General features: G+C 38.0%; 18 protein-coding genes. 6 read left to right on the top strand and 12 right to left on the bottom strand.

Features of this window, described 5'->3' with window-relative positions; genetic code table 11:
• The first annotated feature begins 89 nt into the window (after positions 1-89).
• Positions 90-845, top strand: coding sequence for an energy transducer TonB family protein (locus tag ACG916_RS03215; protein ID WP_419328077.1), 756 nt, complete (start codon positions 90-92; stop codon positions 843-845).
• Positions 846-943: 98 nt separating this feature from the next.
• On the opposite strand, the gene ACG916_RS03210 is transcribed toward ACG916_RS03215, so the two are convergent.
• The 10 genes from ACG916_RS03210 to ACG916_RS03165 form a co-directional block, all read right to left on the bottom strand.
• The gene (locus ACG916_RS03210; RefSeq protein ID WP_419328078.1) at positions 944-1,369 is read right to left on the bottom strand and encodes a YqaA family protein; all 426 of its coding nucleotides are present in this window, start codon (positions 1,367-1,369) and stop codon (positions 944-946) included.
• A 4-nt stretch (positions 1,370-1,373) separates the two neighbouring features.
• A complete protein-coding gene (locus tag ACG916_RS03205; RefSeq protein ID WP_419328079.1) occupies positions 1,374-1,796 on the bottom strand; it encodes a hypothetical protein in 423 nt (140 codons plus the stop codon).
• 37 nt (positions 1,797-1,833) lie between these two features.
• Positions 1,834-2,121 (bottom strand): hypothetical protein, encoded by a 288-nt coding sequence (locus ACG916_RS03200; RefSeq protein WP_336953379.1) that lies wholly within the window; start codon positions 2,119-2,121, stop codon positions 1,834-1,836.
• An 89-nt stretch (positions 2,122-2,210) separates the two neighbouring features.
• Entirely contained in the window at positions 2,211-2,828 is a 618-nt protein-coding gene (locus ACG916_RS03195; RefSeq protein WP_336953380.1) for a glutathione S-transferase N-terminal domain-containing protein, read from the bottom strand.
• Between the two features lie 180 nt (positions 2,829-3,008).
• Entirely contained in the window at positions 3,009-3,341 is a 333-nt protein-coding gene (locus ACG916_RS03190; protein WP_336953381.1) for a DUF7709 family protein, read from the bottom strand.
• Between the two features lie 88 nt (positions 3,342-3,429).
• Entirely contained in the window at positions 3,430-3,981 is a 552-nt protein-coding gene (infC, locus tag ACG916_RS03185) for a translation initiation factor IF-3 (protein WP_336953452.1), read from the bottom strand.
• A 5-nt stretch (positions 3,982-3,986) separates the two neighbouring features.
• The gene (thrS, locus tag ACG916_RS03180; protein WP_336953382.1) at positions 3,987-5,909 is read right to left on the bottom strand and encodes a threonine--tRNA ligase; all 1,923 of its coding nucleotides are present in this window, start codon (positions 5,907-5,909) and stop codon (positions 3,987-3,989) included.
• 219 nt (positions 5,910-6,128) lie between these two features.
• Entirely contained in the window at positions 6,129-7,289 is a 1,161-nt protein-coding gene (locus tag ACG916_RS03175; protein WP_419328080.1) for an alanine racemase, read from the bottom strand.
• Between the two features lie 52 nt (positions 7,290-7,341).
• Complete coding sequence (locus ACG916_RS03170; RefSeq protein WP_419328081.1) at positions 7,342-8,655, bottom strand: D-arabinono-1,4-lactone oxidase; 1,314 nt, start codon at positions 8,653-8,655, stop codon at positions 7,342-7,344.
• 12 nt (positions 8,656-8,667) lie between these two features.
• On the bottom strand, positions 8,668-10,422 hold the full coding sequence (locus ACG916_RS03165; RefSeq protein WP_419328082.1) for a neutral/alkaline non-lysosomal ceramidase N-terminal domain-containing protein: 1,755 nt from the start codon (positions 10,420-10,422) through the stop codon (positions 8,668-8,670).
• 122 nt (positions 10,423-10,544) lie between these two features.
• Here ACG916_RS03165 and ACG916_RS03160 point away from each other — a divergent pair, with 122 nt between their 5' ends.
• From ACG916_RS03160 to ACG916_RS03140, 5 genes are all read left to right on the top strand, one after another.
• On the top strand, positions 10,545-11,600 hold the full coding sequence (locus ACG916_RS03160) for an AraC family transcriptional regulator (RefSeq protein WP_336953386.1): 1,056 nt from the start codon (positions 10,545-10,547) through the stop codon (positions 11,598-11,600).
• 234 nt (positions 11,601-11,834) lie between these two features.
• The gene (locus ACG916_RS03155) at positions 11,835-13,481 is read left to right on the top strand and encodes an acyl-CoA synthetase (RefSeq protein ID WP_419328083.1); all 1,647 of its coding nucleotides are present in this window, start codon (positions 11,835-11,837) and stop codon (positions 13,479-13,481) included.
• A 238-nt stretch (positions 13,482-13,719) separates the two neighbouring features.
• Complete coding sequence (locus tag ACG916_RS03150; RefSeq protein ID WP_419328084.1) at positions 13,720-14,238, top strand: hypothetical protein; 519 nt, start codon at positions 13,720-13,722, stop codon at positions 14,236-14,238.
• A 337-nt stretch (positions 14,239-14,575) separates the two neighbouring features.
• A complete protein-coding gene (locus ACG916_RS03145; protein WP_336953453.1) occupies positions 14,576-16,378 on the top strand; it encodes an acyl-CoA dehydrogenase C-terminal domain-containing protein in 1,803 nt (600 codons plus the stop codon).
• Between the two features lie 192 nt (positions 16,379-16,570).
• Entirely contained in the window at positions 16,571-18,352 is a 1,782-nt protein-coding gene (locus ACG916_RS03140) for an acyl-CoA dehydrogenase C-terminal domain-containing protein (RefSeq protein ID WP_336953389.1), read from the top strand.
• A gap of 501 nt (positions 18,353-18,853) precedes the next feature.
• Here ACG916_RS03140 and ACG916_RS03135 read toward each other — a convergent pair.
• Together ACG916_RS03135 and ACG916_RS03130 are read right to left on the bottom strand one after the other, a co-directional pair.
• Positions 18,854-19,480, bottom strand: coding sequence for an FMN-binding negative transcriptional regulator (locus ACG916_RS03135; RefSeq protein ID WP_419328085.1), 627 nt, complete (start codon positions 19,478-19,480; stop codon positions 18,854-18,856).
• 8 nt (positions 19,481-19,488) lie between these two features.
• Positions 19,489-19,902, bottom strand: coding sequence for an ADP-ribosylation/crystallin J1 (locus ACG916_RS03130; RefSeq protein ID WP_419328086.1), 414 nt, complete (start codon positions 19,900-19,902; stop codon positions 19,489-19,491).
• Between the last annotated feature and the right edge of the window lie 330 nt (positions 19,903-20,232).

The following is a 20,232-nucleotide window of genomic DNA, read 5'->3' as shown; positions in this document are numbered from 1 at the left end:
TTTTCTATTGCGAGAATACAAAATTCGATAAATACTTTGCGCAATTAAACTACTCTCATGCGTATTAAACTGCATGGATTGCCAAACCTATGAATAAAGCTCTTTTTACCACTTGTTTATTGTGCCTTTCAACCTATAGCTATAGTGCGGATAAACTTCCTACAATAAAGGTCAAAGGGGAGCAATCTGAACAAAATGATCCTCAGCATTTAACTACACGTATACAATGGGTCAAATTTCCCCAAATTCACTATCAAATCGCTGAATTAAAAGATCAAGATCGTTCAGCGATCATTCGTGTAAAAGCCAATAATGTTGGTGAAGTCACAGATGCTGATATCCAAGAGAGTACAGGCATCCGTGCATTGGATCAGAAACTTGTAGATGCTGTGGAAAATGCAAAAGTTAAACCCTATTCAAAAAATGGAAAAGCCATTGCTTTAGTCGGTTATCAAACATTTACTTTAACACTAGAGAATGCAACGGATCATGTTCAGCGCGCTAAGCAATGTACCTATATTTTTAATTCAAAGAATTGGAACAAACAACAACTCGATAAGTCGGTTCCCTTTGTTTATTTAAAACAACCACAACTTACATTGAATCAATCACTATTAAAGAATAAAGATCGTACAGTAAAGTTTAAATTTAAAGCCAATAACCAAGGCGAAATTACCCAAGTTAAGCTAACTCAACGTTCTGGTATTAATGCACTTGATCAACAAGTACTTGCAGCCGTAGAGCATGCATCAATCAATGTAAAACGTTCTTACCGGACTTTATGGATCTATAAACAATCCAGCTTCAATGATGCGATTCAATTTAAAATCAATGAATGTAAATAAATTCATAAAGATGCGTCTTTTAAGGTTAAAGATAGTTTTGTGTCTTTAGGGTCTGTTGACATTTCATAAATGGCTTACCAGCAGACCCTAACTTTTTATTAAAATAATCCGATATACACCAAATAGATAAAAACATATCTACCAGCTTTTGCAATGGTTACGATCAAAAGAAAACGCCAAAAGTTCTCTTTCATTAGCCCTGCCATCAGTGTGATTGGATCTCCGATAATAGGTATCCAGCTTAATAACAGAGACCCAAAGCCATACTTTTGATATATTTTTTCCGCTTTGAGCATATTCTTTTCAGAAACAGGAAACCATTTCTTATCTTTAAACTGCTCGATTTTAAGTCCCAAATACCAATTCACGCATGAGCCTAAAACATTGCCAATCGTTGCAACAACAAGTAATAAATATGCAGAATGCTGGGTTTGTATCAATAATCCAAGCAATACCGCTTCAGACTGCAACGGGAGTAAAGTAGCCGCACCAAATGCTGAAAGGAAGAGTAAAAAATAAGCCATAAAATTAGCTAAAGTTGGGTTTAGGTTTTAAGGTATAAGTCAAGAATGACAGGATAAAGGGAGCAAGAAAAGCCAACCAAAATGAAAGGTCTGATTTAAAAAACTTCTGCAACAATGTGAGTTGAGCTTTACCCTCTGAAATCGCTTGCCAATCGATTTTGATATGAATAAAGCCGTAGAATAAAACAATAAAATAAAGTGAAAGCAAAATGACTAAGATAATGGTATTCAAAATGCTTTGCTGTAATTTATTTTGAAAAATGCCAAAGACCATAGCAAAAACCAAGCCTAAAACACTCACGATGCTCAAAATAATAAACCAGAAGTAATCATATGCGGAGTGATACTGCAAGATGCTACAAAGCATTGCTGTGATTAGCATCACGGCAAAAGAGATGAGGAAATGCCAAACAAAGTTTTGCTTCATACTCACCTCCTTGTTGGATTTACTACTTACAATTCAATCATCCTAAATCTAGCATTTTTTTTGTTTTACGATACTGAAAATGTGCCCAAATAATCGCCAATAACATAAAGATAATCCGAGACCATTGATAACGTTGCGCAATCGGGTCTATCACACTTCTAATCAGGGCTGACGCTTGACCATTTAATTCCTCTAAAATATTTTGAATATGCACAATTTCCGCAATATAGAGCATTAAACAACCGGCAATACCAACAATGATACTCCAGTAAATTTTTGGATTCGTTTCTAATATTTTCGTAAAGTTCAAAAAGAAATCTTTCATGACTAAAGCCTACCAACCATCCAAAAATCGATCATTTAAAAAATAAAAAACCACGTTACGTGGTTTCTCATCTTAACATAAAATACATTTCACACTTTTATTGATAGCGCTCTTTGTATCGCTGGGCGCGCAGTTAAACGCTCAATATATTCTTTAACATAAGGATAATCCTCTAGCTCTATTTGCTGCCACTCATAGCGTAATACCCACGGTAAAATGGCCATATCTGCAATCGAATATTCACCAGCCACATATTTTTGTCCAATGAGCTGCTTATTTAAAACACCATACAAACGTTGAGTTTCCGTAACATAACGATCAATTGCATAAGGAATTTTTTCTTTAGCAAATTTACCAAAATGATGGTTTTGCCCTAACATCGGCCCCAGCCCGCCCATTTGCCACATTAACCATTGTTCAACTTCAACACGATCTTGCTCATCGCTTGGATAATACAGGCCTGTTTTACGACCAAGATATTGCAAGATTGCGCCTGACTCAAATACTGAAATCGGCTCACCATTTGGGCCATCTTGATCGACAATAGCGGGAATTTTATTGTTCGGTGAGATACGAAGAAAATCGGGCTGGAATTGGTCATTCTCTAAGATGTTGATGGGGAAAATCTGATAATCCAAACCCATTTCTTCAAGTGCAATGGTAATTTTATGGCCATTGGGCGTACCCCAATAATAGAGATCAATCATATTTCATCCTTCTGCGTTTTCACGTATTTTCTGAATTTTATTGCGTTAATCGGTTACTTTTATAACATGAATTTGCTTAATTCAGTATGCTATAAAAAGAGATTATTCTAATAATCTATTCTAAAATTATGTTATTGCATTTTATAAAATACAGCACGTTCTCATATTATGATACTAATTTCAAATATCTACTTCAGCAATTGCATCTATATATGTTTTGGCCTTTTCACCCACAAATTTACGCCCAGCATTGTTTCCCAATATCCACTCATCGGGATTAAATAAGTCAAATAAACCGACTTTCACTAAGGTAGGGATAGCGAGTATCAGTTCTTGCTCAATCTCTCCACGTAAACCTGAGTTATACAGATTGATATTATGCAACATGGTTGCCACTGTACCAGTTTGTACAGCACTACCATCCTTTAATTTAACCACAGGCAAGACCTCACCTGCTTGAATAATTTTTTGGTTAATACTCGATAATTCATTTGAATTTTGGATAGATGACATATCAATTCCACTCGATTCAGATTGATTTACTACCATTTTAACGTAAAAAAGCACTGCTTAATGCAGTGCTTTTTTAACAGATGAATAATTACTTTTTCTTTTTAGGTCCAAGTAACATACCCATTTGACGGCCTTCCATTTTTGGTGCTTGTTCAACAATACCAAACTCTGCTACGTCTGCTTCAATTTTTTGCAATTGTGCAAGACCCAACTGTTGGTGAGCCATTTCACGACCACGGAAACGTAGAGTAATTTTGACTTTGTTGCCTTCTTCAAGAAACTTCAGAATAGCACGCAACTTAACATTGTAATCACCAATGTCTGTACCAGGGCGCAACTTGATTTCTTTCACTTGAACTTGATGCTGTTTCTTTTTCGCATCTTTTTGCTTTTGCTTCAGATCAAATAAATGTTTGTTGAAATCCATGATTTTACAAACAGGTGGCTCTGCATTCGCCACGATCTCAACAAGATCAAGATCAACCTCTTCAGCAGCACGCAAAGCTTCAGCAAGTGAAACGATGCCTTTTTGCTCTCCATCTGCAGCAACGAGACGCACATCTTTCGCTTTGATCTCATCATTTAATGCAGGACGATTACTTTTAGCACCTTGTTGTTGGTTACGGTCAGGCTGTTTAATCTTTCTTACTCCACAATATACCGGCCGCGTTCGGCTACGGCTGCTTTCACTAGGTCAATAAATGCGTCTATTGACATAGTACCTAAATTTTTTCCAGAGCGAGTACGAACATTCACAGTCCCTTCCTCTACTTCTCGATCTCCAAGTACCAATAAGTATGGAATACGCTCTAGTGTACGCTCACGAATCTTAAAGCCGATTTTCTCATTTCTCAAGTCTGAAATTGCTCGAATTCCATTTTCTTTGAGTTTTGCGACGACTTGCTCACAAGCTTGCGCTTGAGAATCCGTAATATTCATGACACATGTTTGGATTGGAGCCAACCATGGTGGCATAAAGCCTGCGTAGTGTTCAATTAGTATACCAATAAAACGTTCAAAACTGCCAAGAATTGCACGATGTAACATCACAGGATGGTCACGATCGTTATCTTCTGTTACATATGAAGCGTCTAAACGTAACGGTAAGTTAAAATCACACTGGATTGTACCGCACTGCCAGATACGTCCTAAACAGTCTTTTAATGAAAATTCAATCTTTGGACCGTAGAAAGCACCTTCACCAGGTTGTTCTTCCCATTTAAGATTTGCAGCATCTAAAGCATCTGCTAAAGATTTTTCTGCAACATCCCAAAGTTCATCAGCACCCACACGTTTTTCAGGACGTGTAGACAATTTCATTTGTACTTCTTCAAAGCCAAAATCTTTATAAACATCTAAAGTCAGTTTAATAAAGTCTGCAACTTCTTTACCAATTTGTTCAGTTGTACAGAAAATATGTGCATCATCTTGAGTAAAGCCGCGTACACGCATAATCCCGTGTAACGAACCTGATGGCTCATTTCGGTGACATGAACCAAACTCTGCCAAACGAATTGGAAGATCACGGTAAGATTTTAAACCTTGGTTAAACACTTGAACGTGACATGGGCAGTTCATTGGTTTTACCGCATAGTTACGACTTTCTGAATGTGTCGTAAACATATTTTCTGCATAGTTGGCAGCATGACCCGATTTTTCCCACAAAGTGAAGTCTACAATTTGTGGTGTTTTAATCTCTTGGTAGCCATTGTCTTGTTGAACTTTACGCATGTATTGTTCAAGCACTTGGTAGATCGTCCAACCATTGGCATGCCAAAACACCATACCTGGCGCTTCTTCTTGCATATGGAATAAATCTAAAGCTTTACCAATTTTACGATGATCACGCTTTTCAGCTTCTTCAATGCGCTTGATATAAGCTGCTAATTCTTTTTTGTCTGCCCAAGCAGTACCATAAATACGCTGTAATTGTTCATTCTTCGCATCACCGCGCCAATATGCGCCAGAGATTTTAGTCAATTTGAATGATTTTAAAAATTTGGTATTCGGTACGTGTGGACCACGACACATATCTAAATAATCTTGATGATAGTACAAGCCCATTTGAGTTTCTTCAGGCATGTCAGCAATCAAACGTAACTTATAATCTTCACCACGTGCAGTGAATTCAGCAATCACATCATCACGAGGTGTCATTTTTTTAATGACATCATAATCCTGATCGATGAGCTTTTTCATGCGCGCTTCGATTGCAGCCATATCATCTAAAGTAAATGGACGGGGCATCCAGATGTCATAGTAGAAACCTTCTTCAATGACAGGGCCAATCACCATTTTTGCTTCAGGGAAGAGTTGTTTTACCGCATGACCCACCAAATGTGCACAAGAGTGACGAATAATTTCTACACCGTCTTGATCTTTTGGAGTAATGATTTGTAAGGTTGAGTCTTCGGTAATTAAATCACTTGCATCGACTAAGCGACCATTTACTTTCCCAGCAACTGTATTTTTAGCCAGTCCAGGTCCAATACTTTGAGCAACTTCCATAACGGAAACAGCTTGATCAAAACTTTTTTGATCGCCATTTGGCAATGTGATAATAGGCATATTTAAAAATCCTTAAGGAGTGATGCCCCGTACAATGGAGCATGTCACCGCGAGATTATGATCGAGGAAAATCCTCAAGATAAAATCGGTGGAACAAAATAAAAGTGTGTCAAATTTTACACCTTTACAGCATATTTATAAACCTTTGTCTTAAAATTATTCTTTATTCTGATTTAAATTGTACTTTTGATTATCCATCGACTCTCCCTTTTTAGCAAATTACTCTCTAAAGGTTTCCCACGCTTCAAAATCTCGATTTTTATAACAATATAATTTATGAAATTGAGGAATAATCGCTTCGCTTTGCGTGGGTCTTAAAAATACAAAATCATCAACAGCTATTTCAGTATTTTTAGGCACATTAACCATTTCTTGATTGGTACTTCGCCCATAAAGTGCATGCGGATGAATCCCCCGCGGATAAACATAATGGGCCATCCAATATCCACCATACACAAATAAGGCTTTAGAGCTATGTGGTAATTTATCTAAAACGGCTAATCCAGGTAACTGGGTAAATGGCAGCACTTTTAAAACAGGGGTTGAAATCCATAGTGCAGCTTGTAAAACACTTAAACCATCACTGTCAAAGTCACTTGGTTTGAGTAACATAGAGCCAAAAGAAAGATCATTACAGACACTTTGCTCCACGTGGAGGTAAAATGTAGGGCTACCGCCACCGTTAAAACAAAGATTAGCTCGCCATAAATGTGGAAATTGCTGTTGAATAATATTTTTATAATTTTGATAAATGTCTTGTGACTCTCGATAGGCAACATCAATCTTTTTAATCACTGAAGGCAGCTTCGTCACATGAGCATCATACCCCATCAAGCCAGCAAGTGCTAAATACTCAGGATGTTGCTCAATCAATCTTAATATTTCGATCAGTGCAAAATCAGAACGAACACCACCGCGATGTAAACCCACATCAATTTCAATATTGATTTTAAGCTTTAAACTAAACTGTTTTGCAACATCAAGATATTGTAATAAACGTGCTTTAGAATCAATTAACCATTGTATATCGGCTTGTCTGCAATTTTGATTCATCGCATAAAAATGCTGAACTATACTCACAGGCATCGGTTTCCCAAACAATACATCTGCATCCGAAAAGTTCTCAAGGATGGGGGAAAGCTGTGGCATGTGAAATAGCATAAATCGTTGAGTCGAAAGCTTTAGACTAATGTTTTTTAATAATGCTAAGCATGCCAAAGACTTTACCACGAGGCGTGGTTGCAAATGGCTAGCGTATTTAAGCTTTTTGGCAACGTACTGTAGATTTTGTTCAAGCGCCTGATCATCAACAATTAATCGAGGTAATGCACCATTTGACTGTTTTAAATCACGATTTAATTGCTCAAAAAAGTTGTTCATAGTCTACCTTTATGGTCTATTTTAGTTTTACCCATTCACTTAATTTTATCCATTATTCAGATAAGAATAGCTTTTCTAAATAAGGATTTAAAAACTTTCCGCTTGGATCAAGTCGTTCTCGCAACTGCATAAAGGCATCCCACTTAGGGTATAAGGTCTGAAGTTGTGTTGCTGTCATACTATGCATTTTCCCCCAATGTGGTCGTCCCTGATAATGTTGCAAAATCGACTCAACTTCATCAAATAATTGTCTAGGTGCTTGCTTATGATATTGGTGTACTGAGATGGAAATAGAGTCCCGCTGATAAAACGGACTCAACCAAATATCATCACCTTTGACAAATCGAAACTCCACAGGGAAAAAGGTTTGTATTTTTGAGTTTTTTAGCGCTGCTAGAACAGCTTGCAAACATTCCACACCCAATTCAACTGGAACCTGATATTCCATTTCATTAAATTTCGTTTCACGCGGTGTCGGGAAAATCTTGCCTGACCAATCAACAAATGTGCTTGGCTTAATAAAAACGCCTAAGAGCTTTTGTAGTTTTGGATTCAATGCCGGAAAAGATTTGGTTAACTCGCAACATAAGGTTAATAACGTATCTTCAGATGGCCATGATTCAGTTCTTGGTTGAATCTCATCTTCAGTAATATCTAAGGTTTTTAAAATCAACTTATCTGCATGAGAAAATGCAAAACACTCAATATGCCGATATTGTGCTTTCCATTGGTCAATATTTTGAATAAAGTCTTGGACCGCGCACAGTCTAACTTGCTCTTTGAGTTTATAACGTGGTTTATTTTGCATGGTGATTTTAGTCAAAATCCCTAAACTCCCTAAAGACACTCGTCCTGCAGCAAAAATATCTGGATTTTCATGGTGATTACAATGAAGTGTTTCTCCTGATGCTGTGAGTAATTCAAATGCTTGTACATAACCGGAAATGCAATATAAGCCTATGCCAGTACCATGTGTTCCTGTTGAAACAGCACCAGCTAAACTTTGCTGGTCAATATCACCCTGTTGCATTAATGACTGTTGCATCGGTTCTAAATATTGCCCTAAATTAAATAATCGTGTTCCCGCCCAAATACTGGCTTGAGCAAATTCAGTATTGACTTGATCCACACCAGAAAGACCATCCAAAGACAGCAATGTTGCATCAGTACACACCAAAGGTGTAAATGAATGACCTGCTCCCACCACCCGAATCTTTGCTTGGGTTTCGACAATGTGTTTTAACTCGTCAAGACTATCAGGCTTTAAAATCAGCTCAGGGTGAGACTGTTGATAGCCCGACCAATTGTTCCATTTTTGCTGATTTGATTTGTGCTTGTTTGGTGCTTGATTAATCAACTGATTCATAATGCTCATCCTTTAGCGTACAGCAGTTTTTAAATTGCCGTGATTTGTTCTTTTTTCTATTTCGTGTAGTGGAATCGTTGATGGGCGTGTGACTTGATCATATTCGCGTTGAGATTTATCTAGATTTAACTGCGCTGCTAATTGCCAAAATTTGTACTGAATTGCAGCATGTGTCCATTGGCCATATAAGGTATGTGCACCTTCATAAGCTTGTTGCTGATATTCTTCATTGGTGGTGATATAGCCCATATAATCATTGCAGTAAGACACCAAACCAACCTTTGAAATACCCCGATAGATTGCAAACTGTTTTGTCACAGTCTGAATCACTCGTTGCCCTGCTGTTGTAGTTATTTCTCCGGGGCAACAAATCAAGGCCAATTGACCAATTTGGATTATCTGTAGCGGAATAACACTCGGAACCAGTGGGCTATCTTGAATGGCACCAGCTTTGACTTGGCGATTCATTTCTGCAATTAAAGGATCAAAAATACTTGGGGGAAAATCTAAATGTTGACCCAACAACTGATTGTCAGGACTTTCTAAAACAATCTCTTTCGGGAATTGTGAGTCATAGAGTGCTTTATATTTGCTGTAATGTGGAGAATTCGAGTTTACTAAACGTTGCTTACGTACCCGCTTAGCCAGTAAAGACATCACTTTAAGAATCGCTTTAGGTGTCCCCTTACCATCTATAGGCGTTCCCCCAAAGAAGCCGACACCATGACAAGCTGCACTGGTTTTAGCCCCTTGGATCCCCTGACTAAATTCACTTGGCACATCAACTTGACTCAGGTCTACATAGGATAAAACAGCATCGATACCACCTTGGAGTAAACATGCTTCCATTACTATGTTGGTATTTTTTTCAATCGGTGTAGTCAGTGCTTTAAGCGCAATTTCACTTTGAAAACGCCCATTTTGCTCAGCATATTGATATTCTTTTTCACCCTTAACTTTCTTGCGAATCGCATCTTGTTTAGGACCATGAAAATGTGGCGATACATCACCTGCTGTTGCTTGTGCAAAAATTGCAACAGGTTGTTGAATGCCTTGTGTTAATAAGTATTGCTCACTTAATGCCGAAGCATAGCCTTTATTATCACCATCATGTGCTTTGAGTTGGCTACTCAAACATGTTGCATGCACCCCAAATAATGAAATAAAAGAACATAATTGATCGTCCCGATAAAAACCTATTAATTGCATTTCACGGTTTAAGGCGAGATGAGTTTCTGCTTCGGTTCTTTGAATCACATCTGGGTTACGATTATAAGCCTGCAAGGATCTATTCCATGCCACAGGAATATCGGGAGGAAATTGACAACATTGATAACGAATTTCAGTTTCTTTCTCTGTGCCTATAGCATTGGAAATACTGAGCATGACCGCATTAACCACAGTTTCGAGATGCTCTGCTACAAAACCCGGAGTCGGCATATTATATAACGCTTCATACGCACAACCGCCTGGCCCAGAATGAGTATGCGTTGCCATCAATACCAAATGCTGTTCATTAAATTGGTCTGTAAATTTTTGCTTTAAGCGCTCAACAACGCCGCTTCTTATCGCATATGTAATACAACCAAAATCCAGACAACAAAAAATAATCGGCTGTTCTAAAGCTAAACTACGGATACTAAATGATCGAGCAAACAAAGCTGTACGCTTTTCATAAGCACGATGCGACCACATACCATAACCAAACATGGCATAACCTTGCGGCTGAATGTTTATTTCTTGCTTATCCCACCCCACCAAAAACATATGCGATCATCCTTTATCTTTTTTATATCAGCGAACACGAGAAGTAGATTGAATCTTAATCAAAAATATGCGATACCAACTAGGGTAAAAGCAACAATAATATGGGGGGCGAAGCGGACTTTATGAGCTTGCAGCAAAAGGAAATTGCCAATTCTCAATTTTATATTCCACCAATGATATTGACGAGTTTGATTCATTATGCCGAACAACGACACTGGCAATATGACATTTGGTTTACAGCACAAAATTTAGATTTGGAAAAAATTCGCCAAGGGCATGGTTTTGTTGGTTTTTCAGAACTATGTGAGGTTATTCATCTCGCAGTTAAAGATACTCAGCAACAAAATTTAGGTTTATTGCTGGGCAGTAGTGAAGGTCAGATTTCAATTGGTATTTTAGGCTTTGCCATGCAAGCCTGCAAAACAGTAGCTGAAGCATTGGAGACCGCACTGCACTATCATCCCATTTCAGGTAGTGTCTTAGATTTAACCGTCAATCTTGTTGATGATTATTGTGAAATTGAACTTTCTGAGCGAAGTAACTGTGGTGAGCTAAAAGCATTTTTCTGTGATGAAGTATTTGCCAGTATTATTACCTGTGTCAATATGATGCTAGACGATAGCTATGAGTTGGTGAGTCTGGAACTTAGCTACGATCATTCAGCATACCTCAATGATTATAAAAGAATTTTCAATTGCCCGATTTATTTTAAATCGACTAAAAATATTATCAGATTTAACAAAACACTCTTGTCGAGAAGACTCAAAAACTATAGCCCTGTCAATTATCAAAGCGCAATTCTGATTTGTGATCAAGCTTTAAAACAATTTGATCAAATGAATCAGCACAGTTTGGCAAAGGTATTAGCACATTTGATTGAAAGCCATCTACCTGAACGCTTTGATATGCAACTAGCAGCGCAATATTTTCATTTTAGCGAACGTCATTTACGGCGTTTACTACTCAATGAGGGGCTAAATTTTCAGTTATTAAAGCAACTGGTGTTAGAAAAAAAAGCCAAACAGTGGATTGAAGAAAATCAATCGATTAGTGAAATCAGTTTCAATCTTGGTTTTAGTGAGTTAAGGGAATTTCGTCGTGCATTTAAAAAATGGACTGGATCTTCGCCAACGGAATACAAAAAAGCGAAACTGATGGGTTCAGTTATTCGTATTTAAATGATGAGATTTTAAATAAGATTCTGAATAAAATCAGGATTAATATTTACATCAAATGTCCAAAATATTAATTTAATTCAATAAATTAAATATTACAAAATATTTAAACAATGGTAAAGATGTCTAACGATGCATATTTAGCTGAAATACTCGACTAAAGCCTAAATGAATTCTTACAGGCTTATGCATATCTTTTAAACACGGAAATTAGAACAAATATAGATGGAGCTAAACATGGTTAGTGCCTATGATCAATTACCACGTACCCCTGCAAACTTTGTAGCATTATCACCTTTACGTTATCTAGAACGTGCAGCCTACATTTATCCAAATCAAGATGCGATTGTACATGGCGCTCGTCATATCTCTTGGCGTGATACCTATACCCGTTGTAGTCAATTTGCCCATCAATTACAAAATCTTGGGATTCAAAAAAACGATACTGTTTCTGTTCTTTTACCCAATATTCCTGCGATGGTCGAAGCACATTTTGCAGTACCCATGGCTGGCGCTGTTTTAAATACCCTCAATACTCGTTTAGATGCCAAAACCATTGCATTTATGTTAGAACATGCTGAAACCAAAGTCCTATTGGTTGATCCAGAGTTTGCGGCTTTAGCTAAAGAAGCTGTAGCGCTTATTGATCAACAAATCTATATCATTGATGTTGCAGATGAGGAATACGAAAATAATGAGGCTACAGCGCGTATTGGTCAAATTGAATATGAGGAATGGCTAAAAGGTGGCAATGCAGATTTTGAGTGGCATTTACCTCAGGATGAATGGGATGCGATTAGTCTAAATTATACCTCAGGGACCACAGGCAATCCAAAAGGAGTGGTTTATCACCATCGTGGTGCTTATATCAATGCTGCCAGTAATATCATTGCCTGCGGTATGACGCCACGTTGTAAATATTTATGGACACTTCCGCTATTCCATTGCAATGGGTGGTGTTTTGCTTGGACTGTTGCCGCCAATGGCGGTACCAATATCTGTTTACGTAAAATTGATCCTAAGTTGGTTTATCAACTCATTGATCAATACAAAGTTGACTATTTCTGTGGTGCACCGATTGTCCTTTCAATGTTGATCAACACTCCAAAAGAGCAACAAATTAAATTTAAACATCATGTAGAAGTAATGGTGGCTGGGGCTGCACCGCCTGCGGCAATTATTGAAGGAATGCATCATATCGGCATTCAAGTCAATCATGTCTATGGTCTCACTGAAACTTATGGCCCTTCTGCATTATGTGCCTCTCAAGCAGGTTGGAGTGAACTGTCTATTCAAGAACAAGCTCAACTACACTCGCGCCAAGGTGTACCTTATCCATTACAAGATGGTATGCGTGTGTTGGATGCTGAAACGATGCAACCTGTGCCTAATGACGGCAAGACCATGGGAGAAATTATGTTCCGTGGCAACATCGTCATGAAAGGCTATTTAAAAAATACTAAAGCCACAGAAGAAGTCTTTAAAGGTGGCTGGTTTCATACCGGTGATTTAGCGGTTTGCCAACCTGATGGTTATGCAAAAATTATGGACCGTTCAAAAGACATCATTATTTCAGGTGGTGAAAATATCTCATCTTTAGAGGTTGAAGAGGTTCTTTATACTCATCCTGCAATTATGACAGCGGCAGTGGTTGCGCAACCCGATCCGCGTTGGCAAGAAGTTCCTTGTGCCTTTATAGAACTTAAACAAGGTGCAGAGACCACCCCTGAAGAGGTGATTGAATTCTGTAAACAGCATTTGGCACGCTTTAAAGTCCCTAAAAGTGTAGTGATTTGTGAGATTCCAAAAACATCGACAGGTAAATTGCAAAAATTTATCTTACGTGACTGGGCAAAAGAGCGCTCAGTGGGCGAGTTTAATTAGCCTACCCGTTTGAATCATCCAATTTACCCTCCTCTTCCCAGTAAAAATAAACGACTGTTTTTATTTAGAAGGTCATCCTGGAGAGAGAGGTAAATTGCTGAAAGAATAAAATAAATTGGTAAAAATGGGCTTAAAACTTTAATTTCTCATTTCTCGACTTCATTTTAGAAATTATGCTTTTCTTGTCGCTTATTGATAGCATCATTAAAACTTTTTGATCATTTAAACATAATAAACGATGAATAAACTTCGTACAGAAATAGAACCCGATTTTGAAACAGCACAACAACTTTATCTAACTGTGCTCGAATTGATTACCAATTACATAGACTATTGCGATGAGTTTGGTGATGAAGACTCGCTTGAATATCAAAAACTCAGTGAAACACTTACAGAAATTACCAGTAAAGACATTTCTCAATATGAACTTTGGGAGTGGTGGGAAGCCGAAGGTATTGAAAATTTAAGCTTTGATATTTGCCTACCTGAGCCTAAAATCATCCACAATATTTCAAAACAAGAACTTACTGAAATTGTCCAGCGGATTAAAAGCTCAGATTTTAATACTCAACACGCAAATGATTTCATCAATGCTTTTTACCTCCGTACCATTTTCTCAGGCGGGTATTTTTATAACTTTTTAAAACTCAATTTTAAAGCATTTAAACATCAATTGTTTCAACGTAATAAAGATCAAGCAGGACGATACTTTGAATATTCGGTAGAAGACATTGTGGATCGGCTTTGGAGTCAATGATTGCCATAAAAATATCACCATCAACAAAACATGCAATTCGTCTATTGGTTTAAATCATTGAGAGGCATATTTTGACTGGCATTTTATTGGACACAAGTTTTTACGATTTTGACTATTTGTATCCTTATTTTTCAATGAAAAGTGTTTACACTCAATATACTTACAGCTTTCAAGCCTTTTTTCTTTGACTTTACAGTCACAGAGAATTAACCATGAAATACTTGTACGTCACTATAAGATGTTGCACGATGTAGCGGAACAAATATGTGTCATAGAAGACACACGTCGTATTTATGAAGATTATAAATCTGGTTTAACCAGTATTGAGGAAACCGATATGCCACAATACAAAGCACCCTTACGTGATATGCACTTCGTTTTGCATGAGTTATTAAATGCTGAAGAACATTACGCGAAACTCCCTGCATTCCAAGAAACCGTAAGCCGTGAATTGATTGATCAATATTTAGAAGCTGGCGCGGATTTCTGTGAAAATGAATTATCTCCACTTAACCAAATCGGTGACAGTGAAGGCTGTAAATGGAATGATGGTGTAGTCACCACACCTACAGGCTTTAAAGCAGCCTATGACAAATATGTAGAATTAGGCTTCCCTTCTCTTTCAGTTCCAGAAGAGCATGGCGGTCAAGGTTTACCGGGTTCTTTAGCAACAGCTATTTCTGAAATGGTGGGTGCGGCAAACTGGGCGTGGGGTATGTACCCAGGTCTTTCACATGGTGCGGTTCGTACGATTGAGCATCATGGTTCTGCTGAGCAAAAAGCAACATATTTACCTAAACTTGTTTCAGGTGAGTGGACTGGTACTATGTGCTTAACAGAATCTCATGCAGGTTCTGACTTAGGAATTATCCGCTCTAAAGCTGAGCCACAAGCAGATGGTAGCTATGCAATCTCTGGCGAGAAAATCTTTATCTCTGCTGGTGAACACGATATGGCGGAGAACATCGTTCACATCGTCTTGGCGCGTTTACCAGGTGCTCCTAAAGGTACTAAAGGTATCTCGTTATTCATCGTACCTAAGTTCAATGTAAATGCAGATGGTTCTATTGCAGACCGTAATGCAGTTCGTTGTGGTTCAATTGAACACAAAATGGGTATCCACGGTAACGCAACGTGTGTAATCAATTTTGATAACGCAAAAGGTTTCTTGATTGGACCTGAAAACCGTGGTTTACATGCAATGTTTACCTTTATGAACACTGCACGTATTGGTACTGCTGTTCAAGGTTTAACAGCATCTGAATCATCTTTCCAAGGCGCACTTGCATATGCGAAAGATCGTTTAGCAATGCGTTCACTTTCTGGTCCTAAAGCACCAGAGAAAGAAGCTGATCCAATCATTGTTCACCCAGCTGTACGTAACATGTTGATGACGCAAAAGGCATTTGCTGAAGGTGGTCGTGCATTGGTTTACTTCTTATCTCAATATGCAGATATCGTAGAGCAAGGTGTCACTGAAGAAGATCGTAAATTTGCTGACAACATCTTGTCATTATTAACACCAATTGCAAAAGCGTTCTTAACTGAAACAGGTTCTGAATCAGCGAAACACGGTGTACAAGTATTTGGTGGTCACGGCTTTATTTCTGAACATGGTATGGAGCAAATTGTACGTGATACACGTATCTCTTGCTTATACGAAGGTACAACTGAAATCCAAGCACTTGATTTGTTAGGCCGTAAAGTATTGGGTACGCAAGGTGCAATGTTGAAAGACTTCACCAAGATCATCCATAAATTTGCTGAAGCAAACAAAGACAATGCTGAACTGAAAGAATTTGTTGAACCACTTGCTGCTCTAAACAAAGAGTGGGGTGATTTAACCATGCAAATCGGTATGAAAGCAATGCAAAACCCGGATGAAGTTGGCGCAGCTGCGGTTGACTACCTATACTTCTCTGGTTATGTAACACTTGCATTCTTATGGGCTCGCATGGCGCTTGTTGCACAACAAAAGCTTGCTGAAGGTTCTACTGAAACTGGCTTCTATAATGCAAAAATTAAGACTGCGCGTTTCTACTTCAAGAAAATCTTACCACGTGTTCGCTCACATGTTGACGTGATCGCGGGTGGCTTAGATCCATTGATGTCATTAGACGCAGAAGACTTTGCATTCTAATTAGAATGTCGAGTTAGGCATTTAAAAAACTGTACTCAAGAGTGCAGAAATAGAGAAAGGACGGTCATAGCTTTGGCAGTCCTTTTTCTTTATAAATAGAGCGTTATTTACTTAGACCATCTAACAACATACATGTTTGTTGGTTAAACTGATCTAAGTCTACAGATTCAAACAATAAACAGGTGAACGAACATGCCAATTTATAATGCGCCACTTGCAGATATGAAATTCATTCTGAATGACGTTTTCAATGCAGAGCAATTCTGGCAAGCCAACGAAAAGCTTGCACATGTTGATGCGGCAACGGCTGAAGCAATTTTAGAAGAAATGGCTAAATTTGCACAAAATGTTACGCTTCCTTTAAACCGTACAGGTGATGAAGAAGGCGCTCATTATGAAAATGGCAAAGTCACGACACCTGCTGGTTTTAAAGAAGCATTCCAACAATATGCTGAAGGCGGTTGGATTGGCCTAGGTGCTGAAGAGGAATGGGGCGGCCAGGCAATGCCAAAAATGCTGACTGTACTTGCAGATGAAATGTTATTTGCTACCAATCCATCATTCATGCTCTACCCGCTTCTCTCTGTCGGTGCTGGTATGGCGTTAAACAGCTATGCATCTCAAGAGCAGAAAGAAACCTATTTACCTAAAATCTATTCAGGTGAATGGTCTGGAACGATGTGTTTAACTGAACCTCATGCAGGTACAGATTTAGGTATTATCAAAACTAAAGCTGAACGCAACCAAGATGGTACGTACAACATTACTGGTACTAAAATCTTCATCACTGGTGGTGACCATGATCTTGCTGACAACATCATTCACCTTGTTTTAGCAAAAACACCTGATGCACCTGCGGGTTCACGCGGGATCTCACTCTTTATCGTGCCTAAATTCCTTGTTAATGCTGATGGTTCATTGGGCGAACGTAATACAGCGGGTCCTGGTTCAATTGAACACAAAATGGGAATCAAAGCGTCTGCAACATGTGTCATGAACTTTGATGCAGCCAAAGGCTTCCTTGTTGGTAAAGAAAATGAAGGACTAGCAGCGATGTTCGTGATGATGAATTACGAACGTTTGTCGATGGGTATTCAGGGCCTAGGTGCTTCTGAATATGCATACCAAAATGCAGCACAATATGCGACTGATCGTGTACAAGGTCGTAGTGCAACAGGTGTTAAATCACCAAACAAACCTGCTGACAGCATCCTTGTACATGGTGATGTGCGTCGTATGTTGCTCAATGCGCGTGCCAACAATGAAGCTTCTCGTGCATTTGCTGTTTACGTTGGTCAACAACTCGACATTACCAAATTTTCAACCGATCCTGAAGCTGTAGCGAAGGCAAATAATCGTGTTGCGTTATTAACACCAATTGCTAAAGCCTATTTAACGGATACAGCTTTTAATGCCACGATTGACGCGCAAATGGTGTTTGGTGGCCATGGCTATATTCGTGAATGGGGCATGGAACAATGTGTTCGTGACTTACGTATTGCACAAATCTATGAAGGCACCAATGGCGTTCAGTCACAAGATTTAATTGGTCGTAAAACAATTAAATGTAATGGTGAATTCATTGCTGAATATATTGAAGAAATCCGTGATTTTGCCAATGGTCTAGATACAGACTTAAACTTCATTAAAGATGCGACTTTAGATATTGCAACTGAAGTAGATATGATTACGCAGCATATTTTAGAAAGGGCAAAAGAAAATGCTGATTTCGCAAATGCTGCGGCAGTAGAGTATTTACATGTCGTTGGGTTATTAAGCTTCTCTTATATGTTTGCTCGTATTGCCAATGCTGCAAAAAATAAGCAAGGTCAATTCTACCAAGACAAACTTGCATTGACTCATTACTTCATCCAACGCCTCTTGCCTGATTTAAATGCACGTGTTGCTAAAATCAAAGCAGGTGCAGAAGTTATTATGAATTTCAGCGAAGATTATTTTACGAATCAGGCTTAATTTCATCATCAACTGAAATAAGACATTAAAACGCCCGATCATTCGGGCGTTTTTTTATTTACAACTAATGCTTTTTTTTAGAACATTTACTGTTCTATAGTCAAACCACCTAATTATTTATACAAGTAATTTCTATCAAGTCATTGATCAGAAATGAAATTTACGTTTTTGTATGAACTTTTAGAAACTGTTGATTATCGATTCAATTTTGTACTTTTGAATCCTAGATGATTATCCTACCGTGGAGCGACATGGATGTCGCTATTGGGCGGGGGATATGAGCAAAAACAAAGCACTGCTTTGTTTGCAGCGCAAGGTTTGGCATCGCCTACGCAAAGCAATTTAAACTTTGGTTGTAAGATGTGACATTGCAAGCTTTTTATACTCAAACAATTTTATTTTTCCATACAGTTGATTTAATTAAAAATATTAATTAAGAAAAATTATATCGTGTGGCTATAAAAGTTGACCGCAATATAAATCAAGTTGCATCAAAAAATCTTACTTTGGATAAAACTTCCGAATTGATTCAGCCATCTCTGGATTTTGGGTTTGCAAAGCATTTGCTGCACTTGTGGCATCCACAGCACTGCGATTTTGACTGACTTTAAATTTCCCTAAGATTGAATCTATTTCAATCTCAATCGCCACAATTTTTTCTAATTGCTCTTCGATATAATCATTCGGCGCATCCCCCATTTTCCAAGGTACAACCTGTGGTGCTTCATGCTGACGTGTCAATCGCGCCAAAATACCCCGCAAATATTTTTCATCATCTATTTTTCGAATTGTTCCCTTCACATGCACAACACGATAATTCCATGTCGGTACTTCCCGATGATGCTCAAATTTTCCTGGATACCAATTCGGTGAAATATAACTTTGCTCAGCATGGAAAATCACATAAGCCGATTCAACCTGTTCTAACAAGTTAAATAAAGGATTGGCTTTGGCGATATGTCCACGTAACAATCCAGACTTGCCAGCTGAACGATCCAATTCAAAAGGAATATGATTCGCTTCAATTTCACCGTCATAAGTAACCATCAAACTTCCCAATGGATTCTGTTCAATTAAATCGAAAAGTTCAGTGAGATTCTCTTGTTTAAAATGAGTAGGAAGATACATGTTTTTTCCTAATACTCTTTCGAGCCATCTGGGCTGGTTTTAAATATTTCAGGTAATTCAGCATTTTCAGTAAAAGCTTCACCTTTAAAAATATTAACCACTTCAATTTCCCCTATAATTTGCTGATTAAACTCGTCTAGTCGCTCAGCTGGGATCCATAACTCCTGACAAAAATCATCACCAACCGTATGTACTTCAAACTGAGCCAGATACTCATCATTCAATTCAAACCGTGTGACATAGCCAATATAACCACTTGCTTGATCTATGGTATTCCAATCTAAAGCAATTTTTTCAGCATACTTCTGATTTAAAACAGGATAGAAAATAGGTTGCCAATACAATCTTGGTGGGAAATTTTTAAAGCCACTCTTTTCAATCAATTGATATTCAAAAAGTCCAATTGGTCGGTACAAATACATTGTTATTCCTTTAATTGTATTGAAAATAATCTATCTATAGACTAATCAGGTGAAATGATCAATTTCTTAATTAAATAGTTGTTATTTATTCGCCATAAACATTTTACTTCACTTTTCATGTGCATGAAATTTGCATAGTGTTTAATGATAAAGAACACACGCAAATGGAGGATGTTATGAATAAAGATCCACGTATAGAAAAAATAGAAAACCTCCTCGATAAATTGGGCAATATAGAGGTGGTCCCACATGTTTGAACAACTAAAAGCTTATTTATAAGTGATACTCTGCTCTAGTTAAGCTACCTTATTTTGTTGTGGTAGCTGGTCA

This window comes from Acinetobacter legionensis, from assembly GCF_048552295.1.
Classification (GTDB): Bacteria; Pseudomonadota; Gammaproteobacteria; order Pseudomonadales; family Moraxellaceae; genus Acinetobacter.
This window is presented reverse-complemented; position numbering and strand designations above follow the sequence as displayed.